The sequence below is a fragment of the Halomonas sp. ATBC28 genome (assembly GCF_005937175.1).
Taxonomy (GTDB): domain Bacteria; phylum Pseudomonadota; class Gammaproteobacteria; order Pseudomonadales; family Halomonadaceae; genus Vreelandella; species Vreelandella titanicae.
This window is the reverse complement of record NZ_VCQL01000004.1, coordinates 233,158-249,459: the sequence shown is the minus strand read 5'-3', so window position 1 is coordinate 249,459 and position 16,302 is coordinate 233,158. Positions and strand designations below refer to the sequence as shown.

14 protein-coding genes are annotated in these 16,302 nt (G+C 53.5%); 7 read left to right on the top strand and 7 right to left on the bottom strand.

Annotated elements, in window-relative coordinates:
• Positions 1-9 precede the first annotated feature (9 nt).
• Positions 10-711: a response regulator transcription factor gene (locus tag E0L35_RS06200; protein WP_022522308.1), complete on the top strand. Its 702-nt coding sequence runs from the start codon at positions 10-12 to the stop codon at positions 709-711.
• The gene (locus tag E0L35_RS06195; RefSeq protein WP_022522307.1) at positions 704-2,083 is read left to right on the top strand and encodes a sensor histidine kinase; all 1,380 of its coding nucleotides are present in this window, start codon (positions 704-706) and stop codon (positions 2,081-2,083) included. The genes E0L35_RS06200 and E0L35_RS06195 overlap by 8 nt, the downstream gene beginning before the upstream one ends.
• Here E0L35_RS06195 and E0L35_RS06190 read toward each other — a convergent pair.
• From E0L35_RS06190 to E0L35_RS06175, 4 genes are all read right to left on the bottom strand, one after another.
• Entirely contained in the window at positions 2,076-3,086 is a 1,011-nt protein-coding gene (locus E0L35_RS06190; protein ID WP_138799884.1) for an AbrB family transcriptional regulator, read from the bottom strand. The genes E0L35_RS06195 and E0L35_RS06190 overlap by 8 nt on opposite strands.
• A gap of 21 nt (positions 3,087-3,107) precedes the next feature.
• On the bottom strand, positions 3,108-4,616 hold the full coding sequence (locus E0L35_RS06185; RefSeq protein WP_022522305.1) for a tripartite tricarboxylate transporter permease: 1,509 nt from the start codon (positions 4,614-4,616) through the stop codon (positions 3,108-3,110).
• Between the two features lie 9 nt (positions 4,617-4,625).
• Positions 4,626-5,075, bottom strand: a complete 450-nt coding sequence (locus tag E0L35_RS06180) for a tripartite tricarboxylate transporter TctB family protein (RefSeq protein ID WP_022522304.1) — start codon at positions 5,073-5,075, stop codon at positions 4,626-4,628.
• 97 nt (positions 5,076-5,172) lie between these two features.
• Positions 5,173-6,186: a tripartite tricarboxylate transporter substrate binding protein gene (locus E0L35_RS06175; protein WP_138799883.1), complete on the bottom strand. Its 1,014-nt coding sequence runs from the start codon at positions 6,184-6,186 to the stop codon at positions 5,173-5,175.
• A 366-nt stretch (positions 6,187-6,552) separates the two neighbouring features.
• Between E0L35_RS06175 and E0L35_RS06170 the strand changes: the two genes are divergently transcribed.
• Complete coding sequence (locus E0L35_RS06170; protein ID WP_138799882.1) at positions 6,553-7,053, top strand: hypothetical protein; 501 nt, start codon at positions 6,553-6,555, stop codon at positions 7,051-7,053.
• Positions 7,054-7,066: 13 nt separating this feature from the next.
• On the opposite strand, the gene E0L35_RS06165 is transcribed toward E0L35_RS06170, so the two are convergent.
• Positions 7,067-8,017, bottom strand: a complete 951-nt coding sequence (locus E0L35_RS06165; protein ID WP_138799881.1) for an alpha/beta hydrolase — start codon at positions 8,015-8,017, stop codon at positions 7,067-7,069.
• A gap of 149 nt (positions 8,018-8,166) precedes the next feature.
• On the opposite strand from E0L35_RS06165, the gene E0L35_RS06160 reads away from it, so the two are divergent.
• From E0L35_RS06160 to dauA, 3 genes are all read left to right on the top strand, one after another.
• Positions 8,167-8,589: a hypothetical protein gene (locus E0L35_RS06160; RefSeq protein ID WP_027958072.1), complete on the top strand. Its 423-nt coding sequence runs from the start codon at positions 8,167-8,169 to the stop codon at positions 8,587-8,589.
• Positions 8,590-8,792: 203 nt separating this feature from the next.
• Positions 8,793-10,841 carry a choline BCCT transporter BetT gene (gene betT / locus E0L35_RS06155; RefSeq protein ID WP_009287370.1) on the top strand — a complete coding sequence of 683 codons (2,049 nt, stop codon included), beginning with the start codon at positions 8,793-8,795 and terminating at the stop codon, positions 10,839-10,841.
• A 151-nt stretch (positions 10,842-10,992) separates the two neighbouring features.
• The gene (gene dauA / locus E0L35_RS06150; RefSeq protein WP_027958073.1) at positions 10,993-12,741 is read left to right on the top strand and encodes a C4-dicarboxylic acid transporter DauA; all 1,749 of its coding nucleotides are present in this window, start codon (positions 10,993-10,995) and stop codon (positions 12,739-12,741) included.
• Positions 12,742-12,817: 76 nt separating this feature from the next.
• On the opposite strand, the gene adhP is transcribed toward dauA, so the two are convergent.
• Entirely contained in the window at positions 12,818-13,846 is a 1,029-nt protein-coding gene (adhP, locus tag E0L35_RS06145; RefSeq protein ID WP_009287372.1) for an alcohol dehydrogenase AdhP, read from the bottom strand.
• Positions 13,847-13,984: 138 nt separating this feature from the next.
• Positions 13,985-15,505 (bottom strand): aldehyde dehydrogenase family protein, encoded by a 1,521-nt coding sequence (locus E0L35_RS06140; protein WP_027958074.1) that lies wholly within the window; start codon positions 15,503-15,505, stop codon positions 13,985-13,987.
• Positions 15,506-15,621: 116 nt separating this feature from the next.
• On the opposite strand from E0L35_RS06140, the gene E0L35_RS06135 reads away from it, so the two are divergent.
• A complete protein-coding gene (locus E0L35_RS06135) occupies positions 15,622-16,299 on the top strand; it encodes a response regulator transcription factor (RefSeq protein ID WP_022522294.1) in 678 nt (225 codons plus the stop codon).
• The last annotated feature ends 3 nt before the right edge of the window (positions 16,300-16,302 follow it).

Below are 16,302 nucleotides of genomic sequence, written 5' to 3'. Positions count from 1 at the left end.
GGACTGCTTATGAAGGCGCTTGTAGTAGAAGACAACGTTAATTTAGCCAACTCTATTGCAGCCACACTTAGCGAGGCTGCCTTTAGCATTGATGTCGCCGACGATGGCAGAAAAGCACTCCATATGCTTGAACAGGGCGGATACGACCTGTTGGTGTTGGATCTTGGCCTGCCTGAATTGGATGGCATCTCCTTACTACGCACATTACGCCACCAGCAGGATACGATCCCTGTCTTGATTATTTCGGCACGCGACAGCCTGGATCAGCGCATACATGGTCTTGAAGTGGGCGCAGACGACTATCTATGCAAGCCTTTTTCGTTGGAAGAAGTTACTGCACGTGCCCGTGCGTTAGTGCGGCGTGCCAAGCACTTTGGCGGAGAAACGCTGCAGTGTGGGCGCTTAGAGTTTTTACCTGATGCCATGGAGCTTCGGCTTGATGGCAAACCCTTGCTGTTGCATCGCCGCGAGTTAGAAGTCATGGAGTACCTGCTGATAAACCAAAATCGCCTCGTTAATAAGGATCAAATTATCGACCGACTATCTACCTCCGATGAGTCGGTCAGCTACGCCGCAGTGGAAACTTACATCTCCCGGATTCGTAAAAAAATTGGCTACGATTTCGGCTTAAAAACGGTACGCGGCCTGGGCTATTACCTGGAATCTAAAGACTACGAACCTAAAGACGTGAAAGCCCCTGGCTATGAATAAACGCCAATCGATCCGCAGTCGGCTGCTTTTATGGATTGGACTGCCTTTCACCGCCCTCGCGATCTTGGCATTGATCTCTAGTCACCTGCTGCTGTCTCGCCAAATTAATGCCACCTTTGATGACCTGCTACTTAATGCAGCTCAGAGACTGGAGCGTCGAATTTACACAGCGGATGGTGAGCTACGCATCAATATGCACTATTTCAGCATCAGTACACTTGGCAGCAGAGGTGAAGGAAAAATTTTCTATCGCATTAAAGAAAATGACGGAGACATAATCGCAGGCTTTAGCGGTTTGACAGATCCACCCCAAACGTCGCATGAGCCAATTTTTTATGATGTAGATTATGCGGGCAATGCTTTAAGAGCTGTTGCGCTCACCCTTCCGTTCCGGCGCGGAGGCGAACCGGTAGACATTGAAGTCGTCGTCGCCGAATCAAAGGAAGCCCGCCACACCCTTACCAACGACTTCATGATAACGCTCACAGGATTAATGGTCGTTACAGGATTACTAGCAATTTCAATTGCACTTTTAGCCATTCACCTTGGGTTAGCACCTCTTAACGCGGTTAGCCAAGCCTTGCGACAACGTTCACCGAATGACTTGCATGCATTGGATGATGCAGCCCCAAAAGAGATCCTGCCGCTAATCCAGAGTATTAATCATTTAATGCAGCGTATGCGGCGCAGTATTGAAAGCACTCAGCAGCTCAATGCTGATGTCTCGCATCAGCTTAGAACACCTGTCTCAGAGATTCGCGCTTTAACGGAAATGTCGCTTAAAGACCCCTCGCACTCACCCGCTCATACTAGCCTGCGAGAGATTCAACGCATCGCTGAACATGCCAGCCATACCGTTAAGCAACTGCTTAAATACGCCAAAACACGCAGTGAATTAGTCGATACGTCTCATCTCGAAAGTGTCGATTTAATCGCCATTTGCCATGATGCCTGTGCCCAGACTGCCCCTAATATTTATAAACAGAACCAAGAACTCGCCTTTGATCAACATAAAGCAATACCTAACATTTTGGGCGACCCCATTATGCTGCGCTGGTTGGTGACCAATCTCATCGAAAATGCCAGCGTGCATGCGGGTGGCAGCATGGCCTATAGAGGCGTTATAACCGTTGCACTAACGGCTGACACGCGCCAAGTAACGTTAACGGTTAGCGATGAGGGTACAGGCGTGGAGGAAGCGCAGCTTTCCAAATTGACGGAACGCTTTTTCCGCCACAACAAACATACGCCTGGAAGCGGATTAGGGCTGGCCATTGTGGAACAAATTGCCACGACGCACTCTGCCCGACTGGCGTTAACGAATCGGCCCCAGGGCGGCTTTGAGGTCTCGGTGACTTTCCCCGCTATTTAAGCGGCTGATTAACTATTCGCAGCATTAGCGGGGTCATAAAGATCAATAGCAGTAGGCGCAGTATGTGGTGAGAAACAACATAGACTGGGTCGATACCCATCACCATGGCGATCACCGCCATTTCTCCTACTCCGCCAGGAATTAACGCAAGCAGGACAGCAACGAAGGCTAGTTGGGTAAAACTTGAAACCAACCACGCCATGAGCGCCGCTAACACCAACGCAAATAGGGCAAAAGTAATCCCATAGCGCCCCATGCTGACTACCTGCGACCACTGAGTCCCTGAAAAACGCGAGCCTACAGAAGCCCCCAGCACCAGAAAGGCTGCAAGCACTACCCCGGTCGGCAGGGAGTAATCAAATCCAAGATTAGCAATAATGGCCCCTGCGGCCATGGGCCCTAAAAACTCAGGCAGAGGAATTCTTAATAAGCGCGCTAACCACCAACACAGTGGTGCCAATAACAGAGGCAAAATATCGACTAAGGCTAGCGCTGATGGTGAACTGGCAAGCGCTACATCATCAACAAAAAAACTCGCCACGAAAGCCGCACCCGAGACCACGGTGACTAAGCGTAGTGAGTGAGAGATGGCGATCCAACGTAAATCTCCATTTGCACGTTCAGCCAGCACCAGCGCTGAATTCATACTCCCTGGGTACGAGCAAAAAATAGCATTCATCCGCCCTACTCTTGCTCGGTTAAAAATCCAGAACCCGCCGATCAGCATTAGTCCCATATAAACCAGCATTGCCAGCACACTGGGGTACCACAAAACCAATCCTACGAGCTCATCTGCTTGGATTCGACTCCCGATAAATAGCCCTAGCAGTGCGATGGCGGTGCGGTGTACGCGCTTATCGACACCTGTTTTCACCCCCACCAGTGATAAGCCCATCACCATAAACAGAGAACCAAGCATCCAAGCCAAGGGCAATGAAAAAAGGGTGGCAAACCAGCCACCCACAAAACCCAAGCCAACGGTAATGACAGTTCTTTTCAACATTTCAAATTCTGAATTCAGGAATCATAGTTGAGCAGCCTCTTGACGCGCTTTAAGGCGCTTCATTAGTGGCTGGCTAAATAGTGAGATAAGCAGTAAGGCAAAAATAGCCAGCGTTACTGGGCGCTCAAAAACGTACGTGATGTCGCCACCACTGATTTGGTAGGAGTGAAGTAGCGATTTTTCAGCCAGCGAGCCCAGTAGCATGCCAATCACGGCAGCGGGTACGGAGTAGCCATAGTGGCGAAATATCCAACCGATCACCGCAAACACCAGCACCGTAGCGGGCCCAGTCATATTGCCGGTTAGCCCGAATGACCCCATTACCGCCAGCACCAACACAGAAGGTATCAAGTAGCGCATGGGCACTTTGACGATATTGGCCAAGAGAGGAATAAACAGTAAGCCGATGATCACCAGTAGAAACACCTGGGCAAAGTTAGCGAAGATAATCGCGTAAACCACATCCGTTTGTTGGCGAATAAACTGCGGGCCGCCAGTGATGTTATGCATAGCAAACGCCGCTAACATTACCGCTGTAGCGCCACCGCCGGGAATCCCTAGTGCCAGCAGTGTTGCCATCGAGCCCCCTTCGGAGCTGCTGTTAGCCGCCTCAGAGGCCACGACCCCTTTCGGATTGCCTTTCCCAAATGAATCGGGATCCCGATCACGGCGCTTAGTTTCTATGTAAGAGAGCAGGTTAGACACGGATGAGCCCACACCAGGAACCGCCCCGACCAACACCCCGATCAAACCACCCCGAATCATCACAACAGGGTAACGCATCGCCATTCTGCAGCCTTCGAAGATCTCACTCACCTTGACCTTACGAGCATCGGCGGATTCAACGATGAAGCCCTTGTTGGCCAGCTTAAATAGCTCAGAGGCCGCAAACATACCCATCATGGCCGGAATGACGGGGACGCCGTCCAACAGGTAAGTCTGCCCCATCGTACCGCGTGCCAAGCCGATTTCGCTAAACCCAATCGTCCCCACTAACAGGCCAACAAATCCTGCAATCAAGCCTTTAAGCACCTGTTCGCCTTTTAAGCTCGCAATCAGCGTCATCCCCCAGAGAATCACTACAAACATCTCTGCTGGTCCCAATCTCAGCACCATGTAGGAAAGCGGCTGTATCATAAAGAACAGCACCACGTAGCCCATCAGCGCGCCAATCACCGAGGAGGCTAACGCGACGCCTAACGCCTGGTTATGCTGCCCCTTCCGCGCCATGGGGTAACCATCAAACGCGGTAGCGATTGCCGAAGAGGTTCCCGGAATATTCATCAGAATGGCTGGGATACCGGCACCAAATGAGCCGCCAGTAAAAATAGCGGTAAGAAACAACATGGCTTGAATAAAGTCCATGTACATAGTCATTGGCAGGAAAATGGCCATAGCCATTGATATCTGCAGGCCTGGCGTTGCGCCAAAAATAAGCCCCAGCACGATACCTGGCACTACCACCAACCAAGGGCCAAAATTAGAAAAAAGCAGATCAAAACTCTGCCCTACTGCGCCAAAATCAATCATGATATCTCCTCAGCTTGGAAGCAGCAGCAGTGTCATAGGGTACGGCAGCATCTGCGAGAAAAAGAACGCGACACTCAGCCCAAAAGCGACGCTATAGCCACCTACCAACAACCAATTGCGCTCCCCCTTAAGGATCAGGAAAAGCGCCAGAAACGCTACGGTGGCAATATCAAAGCCTATCGCTTCAAGCGACAGCACATAAACGGCGAAGAGACCCACAACAGGTAATGTTTTATGCAGCGGTTCTTCTTCAGAGGAGCGAAACAGCGAGCCGTGTTTAATACGCAGGATCAACTCGAGTGCAATAATCGCTAACACGATAACGGCAAGTGGCAATATAAGCAGCAGGTTTTGCGGTGTGGCGGATACGCGAATGGCGTCTAATAAATACCATAGTGTAAAGCCAGCCAGACCCATGAGAACGATAAAGTCCCCATAGTCACGTTTACATTCAGACATGGTAAAACCCCATACTGGCCCCTCATTAATGTGAGGGGCCAGCTATCATGGAAGGATTAGTTCGGAAAAGCTGTTCGGAAAAACCTGGTCGTGAAAACTAGTTAAGCAAGTGAGCGTACTTTTCAAACACCTGATAGTTTTCGCGCATCAGCTCGTTGGAGCGCTCTGGGCCTACCCAAACGCCGCCCATTTCGTTGCGCTCAAGCTGCTCTTGAACATCCTTGCGGGCAAGCGCACTTTGAATAGCCGAGGAGATCTTCTCAAAACGCTCAGGATGCTGACGCTCCATTTCACTGGTCACTGCAAAGCCGCGCATTGAGCCCTGAAGAACGGGCACCTCAAGATTCATCGGCGCCAGCGCTTCATTGATCGGGAGTGCATCCCACTGTTCAATGCGCTCATCACTTACGATCGCCAACGGGGTTAAGAACTCACGGATTCCCTCACTGCCCTGGGCACTAATAGAGACGAAATCCACCTGCCCACCCGCTACCGCTGAACGGGCTTCACCGCCGCTGTTATAGGTCACCAAGTTGAGGTTATCTTGGGGAATACCTGCCTCATCAAGCAGCAAGCGCACCATTAAGTGACCAGCAGAACCTTGAACCACCGCACCGCGTACTTGACCCTCTTCTGCGCGGATCGCTTCAAGCAGGCTTGGCAGGTCTTCATAACCGCTGTCTTTATTTGCAGCGATTAGATCCAAATCAAACCACTGGAAGTTGATATAAGAAAAGTCGTCGACACTAAACTCTGCATCACCAGTAAGGATCGAGTTGGTTAAGTAAGGAGCAAACGTCGAGGCATAGACGGTATAACCATCGTCAGGCACGTTAAGAACGTAATTAGAAGCAACCTGAGTGCCCGCACCGGGGCGATTAGTTACTTGTACTGGTACACCTAGCTCTTCGGAAATAGGCCCTGACATCATGCGGGCCATACGATCCGCACTTCCGCCGGTGCCAAAACCTACCACCATGTTGAGCGGCCGAGAGGGAAAGTCGTCAGCTACAGCAGGAAGCACCATTGATAGAGAGGCAATGGCGGCCGTTGCCCCTACCAATATCGATTTGATATTAAACGATAAGGAAGCACTGGAAGTGTTAAGCATAGCGTGGCTCTCTTTTTATAAGTTTGCTTGGTTTTCGACACAGATCTTACCTTGTGTGCTTAAGACGCTACCCCACGAAACTGTCACCAACCTTGCATAAAGTAAGAACGCAACTAAAGTCTAACCCCTGCTAACTACCTGCCGATTAAGAAACGTGATGCCTGCATCAATGGCCATGCAGCAATGATGGCTATCCCTATTGCACTGACTTCCAGGTCACCTAGGTGTTCCTTAGCGTAAGCTAAAGTATTGTCTCGGGCTGTCGATAACACTATTAGCCTGCTTTGAACCTATTTATCTAAGCAAGCCTGTGTAGCCGCGGTCGCGCCTGCTTAAAATAGCCCTTAACACTAACGAGAGATTGCCATGACCATCTCTTTACCTACCGGGAGTGCTTCTTTAGACGCACATTCTTTACGTAGTGAGCCGTTAAATGCCGAGAAGGTAACAACTACACCGGTCACTTCTAACGCCGCCCAGGAAGAAGCCAACACCAGCATTCATTTGGATCTTTCGCCCGTGGCTAGAGGCATCGCCTCAGCTTCAGAAAAGGCTGGTAACACACAGGAAGCGAAGAACACCAAAATCGATGAAAGCGATCTCCCGCAGGAGATTAAAGAACTACTAAAGCGAATTGTTGAATATAGAGAAAAGTTAAAGGAGAAACAGCAGGAACTTGAAGATGTTATGCGCGACAAGTCCCTAAACGATGAACAACGCCAAGCAAAACTCGACGCCCTGCAACAGGAAATCAGTAGCCTCAATAATTCGCTTCAAGAGGCTATGAGCCAACTAAGCAAACTCGTCACTCAGATGGATCTTGATGATGGCGCTGTTATCGAAATGATGTCATTGGCTATGTCTTGATGACGTATAACCGTTAAGGATTGACCTGCCGATTAAGAAACACAATGCCTGCATCAATGGCGCCGCCACGGAATAGAAAGCTGGCGAAGTGGCCGCGCCAGCGCTGCAGATACAGCTCGCTCTCGATGTTATTTTCCTGCAGGGCTTGATAGAAGTCCGTGGCGTGATCCACCGGCACCAGTTGATCCCACTTGCCGTGGAACAGAAAAAATGGCGGCGTCTGCGGAGTAATTTGCCGTGCGGGAGAGGCTAGGCGATACGCTTCGTTTTCTTCAGCGCGAGTACCGCCGATAAAGTCGACGACTAAGCGTCCATCGTCAAACTTAAGCAAATCACTAGGTAGTCCTCCTGCCAATACTGCAGCCAAACGGCTCTGCTCACCGCCGTTAGGTTCAGCCAGCGGCCCCTCTACTCCCGCCACTGCCAGCAAACTCACTAAATGCGCCCCCGATGAAAACCCCACCCCGACAATACGGCTCGTATCCACCTGCCACCTATCGGCATTGGCGTGAATCCAGGCCATCGCCTGTTGCAAGTCGTGCAGTTGGCTGGGGAAGCGATACTCCGGCGCAAAGCGGTGCTCAATATTAACCGCCACATAGCCTTGCCCTGCTAAGCGCTCAGCGATGCCCTGCATATCTTCCGGTGTGCGATTACGCCAGCCGCCACCATGCACAACTAAGGCAGCAGGTCGCAACCCACCGAGCGAGTCGTCGGGTAGATAAACATCAGCTGTTAACGCCTGGGGCCACTCTTCGGGCGTATAAGTGGCAGGTGACAAGCGCGTAAAAGGCTGGGGTTCGCGCAGCGCATTGCTCTCAATCGCAGGCTCACCCTGGCTAACGTGTTGGGCAGCGCTACAAGCACTCAGCATTAAAGCAATGGCCCCCAGGCCAGTCACGCGGCGGAGAGAGGTAAACGCGCAACGCTGCTGCCATACGCGAAGTTGCTCGGTTCGCGACATGATGCTTCTCCTTGAAAAGTAGGTGACCCCTCACCTAGCGACTACGACCTGCAACAAGCCAATAAGATCATGATTGTTGCACACTATCTGCAAACGGTTTGCACGTCGCCTAGCGATACTGTCATCGTCAACTCATCAGGAGAGTACTTATGAACGTTTCAAGTGCTAGGAAAATGTCAATTCGCCAACTGTTCGCCCCCGCCCTGCTGGCTATCGCCATTGCTCCATTAGCGTTTACCGCTCAAGCAAATAGCCACGGTGACCATGAAGGGCAAGGCCCTGATCGCGAACGCATGGAAGAGCGCATGGAGGAGCGTCGCCAGGAAGTGTACGAGCGTGCAGATATCTCAGCAGAGAAACAGGCAGAGCTTAACGAAGCACACGCTGAACATCGCGAAGCCATGCAGGCACTGCGTGAAGAGCATCACGAACGGGTAGCTGAAATTCTCACAGAAGAAGAGCAGCAAGCACTGCGCAACGCCATGCAAGAAGCCCATGAAGAGTATCGTGGCAAGCACGGCAAACGTGGCCATCACGATGGTAATAGTGACGAAAACGCCGACAGCGAATAAACGCAGGCCAAGCCTCAAACCTTGATCCAACGCCCGGTTTTCCGGGCGTTTTTGTGTCTGCGCTTTCATCAGCACGCTGATAACTCCACGCTAATTCAACCCAAATAGGAAGGTTAACTTGAAGGGGGACACTTAATCGCGTATTTTATTTGAACGTTCATTCAAAATAAAAATTCATCTTTCAACAACAGGAGTCCGCCTGCATGGCGAAAGACAACCCCATCCTCCCCTCCCGCGACCGCCTCAATCCCGTGGTTTTCCACGGCAGTGTGGCGGGTATCGTTATCTTTTTAGTACTCACCATGCTGTTCACCGAGCAAGCCGGTGCTTTTTTTGATGCCGGGCTTGCCTGGGTCAGCAAAACCTTTGGCTGGTACTACATGCTGGCGATTGTTGCCTACCTGGTCTTTGTGGTTGCTATTGGCATGTCACGCTTTGGCAGTATTCGCCTAGGGCCCGACCACTCCCGGCCCGAGTTTTCGCTGCTCTCATGGTCAGCCATGCTGTTTGCCGCGGGTATCGGGATCGACCTGCTGTTTTTCAGCGTTGCCGAGCCAGTGGCCCACTATTTGGCACCGCCGGATTTAACCCCGGAGAGCCAAGCTGCGATGCGTAACGCCGTCGTCCAAACCTATCTGCACTGGGGGCTCTCCGGCTGGGGGCTGTACGTGTTGATGGGTATGGCGCTGGCCTACTTTAGCTACCGCCATCGCCTGCCGCTAGCGATCCGCAGCGCGCTCTACCCAATTCTAGGGAAGCGTATCCACGGCCCCATTGGCAACGCAGTGGACATTACCGCGGTTATTTCTACCGTGTTCGGCATTGCTACCAGCCTGGGTATCGGGGTGATGCAGCTCAACTACGGCCTCACCTATATGTTCGGCGTGCCGGAAACGCTCACCGTGCAGGTGATTTTGATTGTACTGGTGGTGGTATTAGCAACGATTTCTGTGGTGACCGGCGTTGAGAAAGGCATTCGCCGCCTCTCTGAGTTCAATATGCTGCTGGCATTGGCGCTGATGCTGTTTGTGCTCTTTTCAGGCGACACCCTGGTACTGCTGGATAAGGTGGTCAATAACGCCGGTGATTATCTATCCGGTTTTGTCGCTGCAAGCTTTGACACCTACGCCTTTGCCGATGAAGGCGCCCAAGAGTGGAAGATGTGGTGGACGATCTTCTTCTGGGGCTGGTGGATTGCCTGGACACCGTTTGTGGGTCTGTTCCTGGCACGTATCTCCCGCGGCCGCACCATTCGTGAATTTGTCGCAGGCGCCTTGTTTATTCCGCTGGCCTTTATGATGGTGTGGATGTCGGTATTTGGTAACAGCGGCATTGAGCTGGTGGCCAACCAGGGCGTTGTCGAACTGGGTGAACAGGCTCTGAACACCCCACAAACAACGCTCTACACGCTGCTTGAGTACTACCCCTATGTCGGCCTAACTGCGGCGGTTGTCACCGTGCTGGGTATCGTGTTCTTTATTACCTCAGCGGACTCCGGTGCACTGGTACTGGCCAACTTCACCTCTATTTTGAGCGACGTGAACCACGATGCGCCGGTGAAACTGCGTATTTTCTGGTCTGCGACGATAGGGTTGATCACCATTGCTCTGCTGATGGCCGGAGGCTTGAACGCACTACAGAGTGCCGTCGTTATAACCGCACTGCCCTTCTCAGTGGTGATTTTCGCGGTAATGGTGGGCATGTATAAAGCGCTGAAACTTGAAGGTAGCAAAGCCGATGCACGCCGCATGATTGCTGGTGGTGCCCCCGGTGGTGACTGGCGAGAGCGCCTGGATCGCGCCCTGGATACCTCTAATCGTGCGGGTGCCGCTGCGACGATCGAGCACTCCATTCGCCCAGCGATGACCCAGTTTGCTCAGGAGCTTGAAAGCCGTGGTCAAACCGCCAATGTGACCGAAGAGCATGTCGAGGGCGAGTCGCTACCGAACCTGACGCTCCAGGTCGACTTCGGTGACGCCACCAGCTTTGTCTACCAAGTGTGTCCGCACCGTATGCGCACACCAAGCTTCATCCCTGCCGATGATGACTTCTATGTACGTCTGGATGTCTACCTGGCGGAAGGTGGACAAGATAAAGACCTTAACGGTTATACCCGTGGTCAGGTGATTGGTGATTTGGTGGCTGAGTATGAGCGCCACTTACACTTCCTCACCTTGGCCGGTGAGCAGATGGGTCATGTTCAGGCAATGCCTGGCACCATCGGCGAACCGCCTGAAGACTCGCAGATATAAGTAAGCATCTGCGCTTAGCCTAAAAAAATCCCAGCCAAGCGGCTGGGATTTTTTGTGCGCGAACGACTCCGCGACTAACGACTTGTTGTGCAAATTTCACCGCAGGCGTAGCGTAATGGCTTGTTTTCCCTATTTTTAGGAGGCTGACTCTATGTCCCGTGTCCATCAATCTTCGGGATACGTTTTCCCGATGCCTGGCCGCGCGTTAGTAAACGCCTGGCGTGAAGGGTATACGCTGGCCAAATTCAAGCGGGATGTAATGGCGGGTCTGACGATTGGTGTGGTGGCGGTACCGCTCTCCATGGCGCTGGCCATCGCTACTGGCGTGCCACCTCAGCACGGGCTATACACTGCCATCGTGGCAGGCGCGGTGATCGCCTTGACCGGCGGTTCGCGGTTTAATATCTCTGGCCCTACCGCCGCCTTTGTGGTGATCCTATTCCCCATTGTGGCCAATCATGGTTTGGGCGGGCTGCTGATTGCTACCTTTATGGCAGGCGCCATTTTGGTCGCGCTGGGGCTGTCGCGGCTGGGCAGTCTGATTCAGTACGTCCCCTACCCGGTCATTCTTGGCTTCACAGCGGGCATTGGCGTCGTCATTGCGCTGCTGCAACTGCCCGATTTTCTCGGTTTGGCCGGGGTTGAGCTCGGCGATAGTACTCTGCGTAACCTCATGCTGATTGGTCGAGCACTGCCCACTCTGTCACTGGCTGAAATCAGCGTCGGGCTTGTGACCTTGGCAACGCTGTTAATCTGGCCCCGCCTGAATACGCCAGTTCCTGCCCCGCTGGTTGGCTTGGCGGTGGGTACCCTGGTTGCCGCCCTGCTGCTGGTGGGTGGTGTCGAGGTCGATACTATCGCCTCGCGCTTTAGCTGGGAGTATCAGGGCGAAAGCGGCAGTGGCATTCCTCCCTTCGCGCCTGGCTTTATCGCACCGTGGCATTTCCCTGGTGCCGATGGCACGCCGCTTGAGATCGACTTTGCGCTGATTCAGGCTCTGCTTGGCCCGGCACTGGCGATTGCACTGCTGGCGGCCATTGAGTCGCTACTGTGTGCCGTGGTAGCAGATGGCTTAACTCGCACCCGCCATGATCCTAATGCCGAGCTAATTGGCCAGGGGCTGGGCAATATGGTGGTGCCCTTCTTCGGCGGCATTACCGCCACGGCGGCCCTTGCCCGCACCGCGACCAATATCAAAAGCGGTGCCTTTTCACCTATCGCTGCAGTGGTGCACTCAGTCGTAGTGCTACTTGCCGTGGTCATGCTCGCGGGAGTACTGGGATATGTACCCATGGCCGCTCTGGCTGCCCTGCTCTTCATCATCGCCTGGAACATGAGCGAGGCGCACCACTTTATGCATACGCTGAAAAGCGCCCCCGCCAGCGATGTTTGGGTGTTGGTGATCTGTTTCGTACTCACGGTTGTTTTCGACATGGTGGTTGCCGTGGCCGTGGGTATTGGCCTAGCCGCCGCGCTGTTTATTCGCCGAATGGCACAGCTGACTCATACCCAACGCTTGGCGGCACCCAACACCAGCGAACACTTCCCGCCGGAAGTAGCCCTTTATAAGATAAGCGGACCGCTGTTTTTTGGCGCAGCAGAAAAGGCCATTGCCACACTCAGAGTGATTGACCACAGCGTAAAAATCGTCGTTCTGGATATGCGCGATGTACCCAGCCTGGATACCACCGCCATGGTGGCGCTGGATACGCTGCGACGCGAGCTGGGCGAGCATGGGGTGGGGGTAATATTTGTAGGGTTGTCACCGCGCATGGCGCTGAAACTCAAACGCGCGGGCATTAAGCGCGAAGCAGGTCAGTTAGCGGTTGTCAGTAACCTTGCCCACGCAGAGCGAATGGCGCGCCGTTGGTTGGGCCAACAGGGGAACGGCGGGGATTAAATCGTGCCTGAGCAGTGACACTGCCGAAATTAAAAAGGGGAGTTGCCTCCCCCTGAGATACGACACTAGAACGATGTCAGCTCGCCATATCCAACACGATACGACCCTCGATTTTGCCGTCGATCATGCGCTGGAAGACATCGTTGATATTGTCCAGCGTATCGGTTGCGACCGTGGCCTTAACCTTGCCTTCGGCAGCGAAATCCAGCGCTTCCTGCAGATCGCTGCGCGTACCAACGATAGAGCCACGTATGGTAATGCCATTGAGCACTGTGCTAAAGATTGGCAGCGGGAAGTCGCCGGGTGGTAGGCCATTGAGCACCAGTGTTCCGCCGCGGCGTAGCATATTCTGCGCTTGATCAAACGCCTTCGGCGACACCGCTGTCACCAAGGCCCCGTGAGCACCACCAATGGTTTTCTTCAGGTACGCCGCTGGGTCGGTTTTCATGGCGTTAACGGTTACCGTGGCGCCTAAACGCTCAGCCAGGGCTAGCTTACCGTCATCGATATCGACAGCCGCCACGTTCAGCCCCATCGCTTTGGCGTACTGCACCGCCATATGGCCAAGCCCACCTATCCCCGAAATCACCACCCACTGACCGGGGCGGGTATCGGTCATTTTCAAGCCTTTATAAACCGTTACACCGGCACACAGCACCGGGGCTATTTCGATAAAATCAACGGCATCCGGCAAGCGCCCTACATAGCCTGCATCCGCTAAGGTGTAGTCCGCGAACCCGCCGTTAACGCTGTAGCCGGTATTCTGCTGGGACTCGCACAGCGTCTCCCAACCGCCTAAACAGTGCTCGCAGTAGCCGCAGGCCGAGTAGAGCCAGGGCACACCAATACGATCACCCTCTTTGACATGGGTGACACCTGCACCCACCGCCACGATATGCCCAACGCCTTCATGGCCGGGAATAAACGGTGGCGAGGGTTTCACCGGCCAATCGCCGTGGGCGGCGTGTAAATCGGTATGGCAAACCCCAGAGGCCGCCACTTTCATCAACACTTCGCCCTGCTTGGGGCGAGGTACATCAACTTCTTCTATGACCAACGGCTGGCCAAACTCACGAACGACCGCCGCGCGCATTGTGCTATCCATGATGCAACTCCTAATAGTTTTCGATACGGCAGTTTAAGCACTGCTCTTATCAGTAGAGTCAGCGTCAGGGGACTGACAATTACCGCCCGGCTGATGCCGGACGGTGTGGGTTAGCTATACATAGAAAAACGTGGCGGGTTAGAAGAAGCCCAGCGGATTGATGTCGTAGCTGACCAGCAGGTTTTTGGTTTGCTGGTAGTGCTCAAGCGCCACCTTGTGAGTTTCACGGCCAACGCCGGATTTTTTATAGCCACCGAAGGCCGCATGGGCGGGATACTGGTGGTAGCAGTTGGTCCATACACGTCCGGCTTGAATGCCTCGGCCCATGCGGAAGGCGACGTTGATATCGCGGCTCCACACGCCTGCGCCCAAACCAAACTCGGTGTCGTTGGCAATCGCCAACGCTTCTTCTTCATCCTTGAAGGTAGTGACTGCCACCACCGGGCCAAAGATTTCTTCCTGGAAGACGCGCATCTGATTGTTACCCTTCAGCAGCGTGGGCTGGATGTAGTAACCATCGTTGATGCTGTCGTCCATGGTCTCTTTGTTACCGCCGGTGAGGAATTCCGCGCCTTCATCTCGGGCGATATCCATATAGGACATGATTTTATCGAACTGCTCTTGAGAGGCCTGAGCCCCCACCTGCACGTCGGTATCCAGTGGATTGCCGCGTTTGATGGTTTTGGTACGCTCGATGACCTTGGCCATGAACTCCTCGTACATGCTCTCTTGGATCAGCGCACGTGACGGGCAAGTACACACTTCACCCTGGTTAAAGAACGCCAGCACCAAGCCTTCGACTGCTTTATCAATAAAGGTCGGTTCGGCGTTCATGATGTCGGCAAAGTAGATGTTGGGGGATTTGCCGCCTAGCTCCACGGTAGAGGGAATGATGTTTTCCGCCGCGCATTTCAAGATATGCGAGCCAACAGGGGTAGAGCCGGTAAAGGCGATCTTGGCAATGCGCTTGCTGCTTGCCAACGCCTGCCCTGCCTCGGCGCCAAAGCCATTGACGATATTAAGGACGCCCGGAGGTAGCAGGTCGCCAATCAATTCGACGACTTTTAATATCGATGCTGGGGTTTGCTCGGCAGGTTTGAGCACCACGCAGTTACCCGCCGCCAGTGCAGGCGCCAGCTTCCAAACCGCCATTAGAATCGGGAAGTTCCAGGGGATAATCTGGCCCACTACGCCAAGCGGCTCGTGGAAGTGATAAGAAACCGTGTTGGCATCGATATCCGCCGCCGTGCCTTCCTGCGAGCGTATGCAGCCGGCAAAGTAGCGGAAGTGGTCAACCGCCAGCGGCAGATCGGCGTTCAGTGTTTCACGCACGGCTTTGCCGTTGTCCCAGGTTTCGGCAACGGCAAGCATTTCCAGGTTCTGTTCAATGCGGTCAGCGATTTTCAGCAGGATATTGCTGCGCTCTTGGGCGGATGTTTTCCCCCAGGCAGGTGCCGCTTTGTGGGCCGCATCCAGCGCTTTATCGATATCCTCTGCCGTTGAGCGGGGGATTTCGCAGAAGACATGGCCATTGACGGGGCTAATATTATCGAAGTATTGGCCTTTCACCGGGGCAACAAATTCGCCGCCGATATAGTTGCCATAGCGTTTTTCAAATGACACCACAGAACCGGTATCACCAGGGTTGGCGTAGATCATTGTATTGCTCCTGAGTATTATGATTATTAAAGGTGCATTGACAGTGTTGTTCACTAAAGCAAATGGCGATATAGCCCGATGGCAGGATTAGCCCTCATCCCTTGGTAGGAGACGCCATGTATTCCCTGTTGGTGGCGGATGACCATCCGCTGTTCCGAGACGCGCTACAAACCGTGATTAGCGGGGGCTTGGCAGGCAGCCTGCTATTGGAAGCAGAGAGCCTTGCTGATGCAATAACGCTGATTGAAGCGCAAACAGAGCTAGATCTATTGCTGCTGGATTTAAGCCTTCCGGATGCGGAAGGCTTAGAGGGGCTGACAGCACTGCGAGAGGCATTTCCCTGGTTGCCGGTGGCGATTGTTTCTGCACATCAAGAGCGCCAGTTGGTACTCGATGCCATAACCCTCGGCGCGGTGGGCTATATTCCCAAATCCACACCCCGGGAAGCGCTGCTGGCGGCGTTAACGCAGATTCTTGAAGGCCAGCTCTACCTGCCGCCCGATATCATGCGTCGCCCAGCACCGCGCACTTCTGCGGTGCCACCCATTGCAAATGCTTCATCGACCAGCGAGCGGTTGGCGCGTTTAACCGATAAGCAGTTAGAGGTGTTGGCGTGCATGACGACAGGCATGTCGAACAAGCATATTGCCCGGGAGTTGTTGATTGCCGAAACGACCGTCAAAACCCATGTCTCGGCGATTCTGCGCAAGCTGAATGCCACGAGCCGGGTTCACGCCATTGTGATCGCAGGCGAGGAGGATCTAAGCTTTCACCGGGCCAACCGCACGCGTTAGGCG

Coding starts and splice junctions, on each gene's coding strand:
- E0L35_RS06200 (WP_022522308.1), top strand. CDS start 10: ATGAAGGCGCTTGTAGTAGAAGACAACGTTAATTTAGCCAACTCTATT.
- E0L35_RS06195 (WP_022522307.1), top strand. CDS start 704: ATGAATAAACGCCAATCGATCCGCAGTCGGCTGCTTTTATGGATTGGA.
- E0L35_RS06190 (WP_138799884.1), bottom strand. CDS start 3,086: ATGTTGAAAAGAACTGTCATTACCGTTGGCTTGGGTTTTGTGGGTGGC.
- E0L35_RS06185 (WP_022522305.1), bottom strand. CDS start 4,616: ATGATTGATTTTGGCGCAGTAGGGCAGAGTTTTGATCTGCTTTTTTCT.
- E0L35_RS06180 (WP_022522304.1), bottom strand. CDS start 5,075: ATGTCTGAATGTAAACGTGACTATGGGGACTTTATCGTTCTCATGGGT.
- E0L35_RS06175 (WP_138799883.1), bottom strand. CDS start 6,186: ATGCTTAACACTTCCAGTGCTTCCTTATCGTTTAATATCAAATCGATA.
- E0L35_RS06170 (WP_138799882.1), top strand. CDS start 6,553: ATGACCATCTCTTTACCTACCGGGAGTGCTTCTTTAGACGCACATTCT.
- E0L35_RS06165 (WP_138799881.1), bottom strand. CDS start 8,017: ATGTCGCGAACCGAGCAACTTCGCGTATGGCAGCAGCGTTGCGCGTTT.
- E0L35_RS06160 (WP_027958072.1), top strand. CDS start 8,167: ATGAACGTTTCAAGTGCTAGGAAAATGTCAATTCGCCAACTGTTCGCC.
- betT (WP_009287370.1), top strand. CDS start 8,793: ATGGCGAAAGACAACCCCATCCTCCCCTCCCGCGACCGCCTCAATCCC.
- dauA (WP_027958073.1), top strand. CDS start 10,993: ATGTCCCGTGTCCATCAATCTTCGGGATACGTTTTCCCGATGCCTGGC.
- adhP (WP_009287372.1), bottom strand. CDS start 13,846: ATGGATAGCACAATGCGCGCGGCGGTCGTTCGTGAGTTTGGCCAGCCG.
- E0L35_RS06140 (WP_027958074.1), bottom strand. CDS start 15,505: ATGATCTACGCCAACCCTGGTGATACCGGTTCTGTGGTGTCATTTGAA.
- E0L35_RS06135 (WP_022522294.1), top strand. CDS start 15,622: ATGTATTCCCTGTTGGTGGCGGATGACCATCCGCTGTTCCGAGACGCG.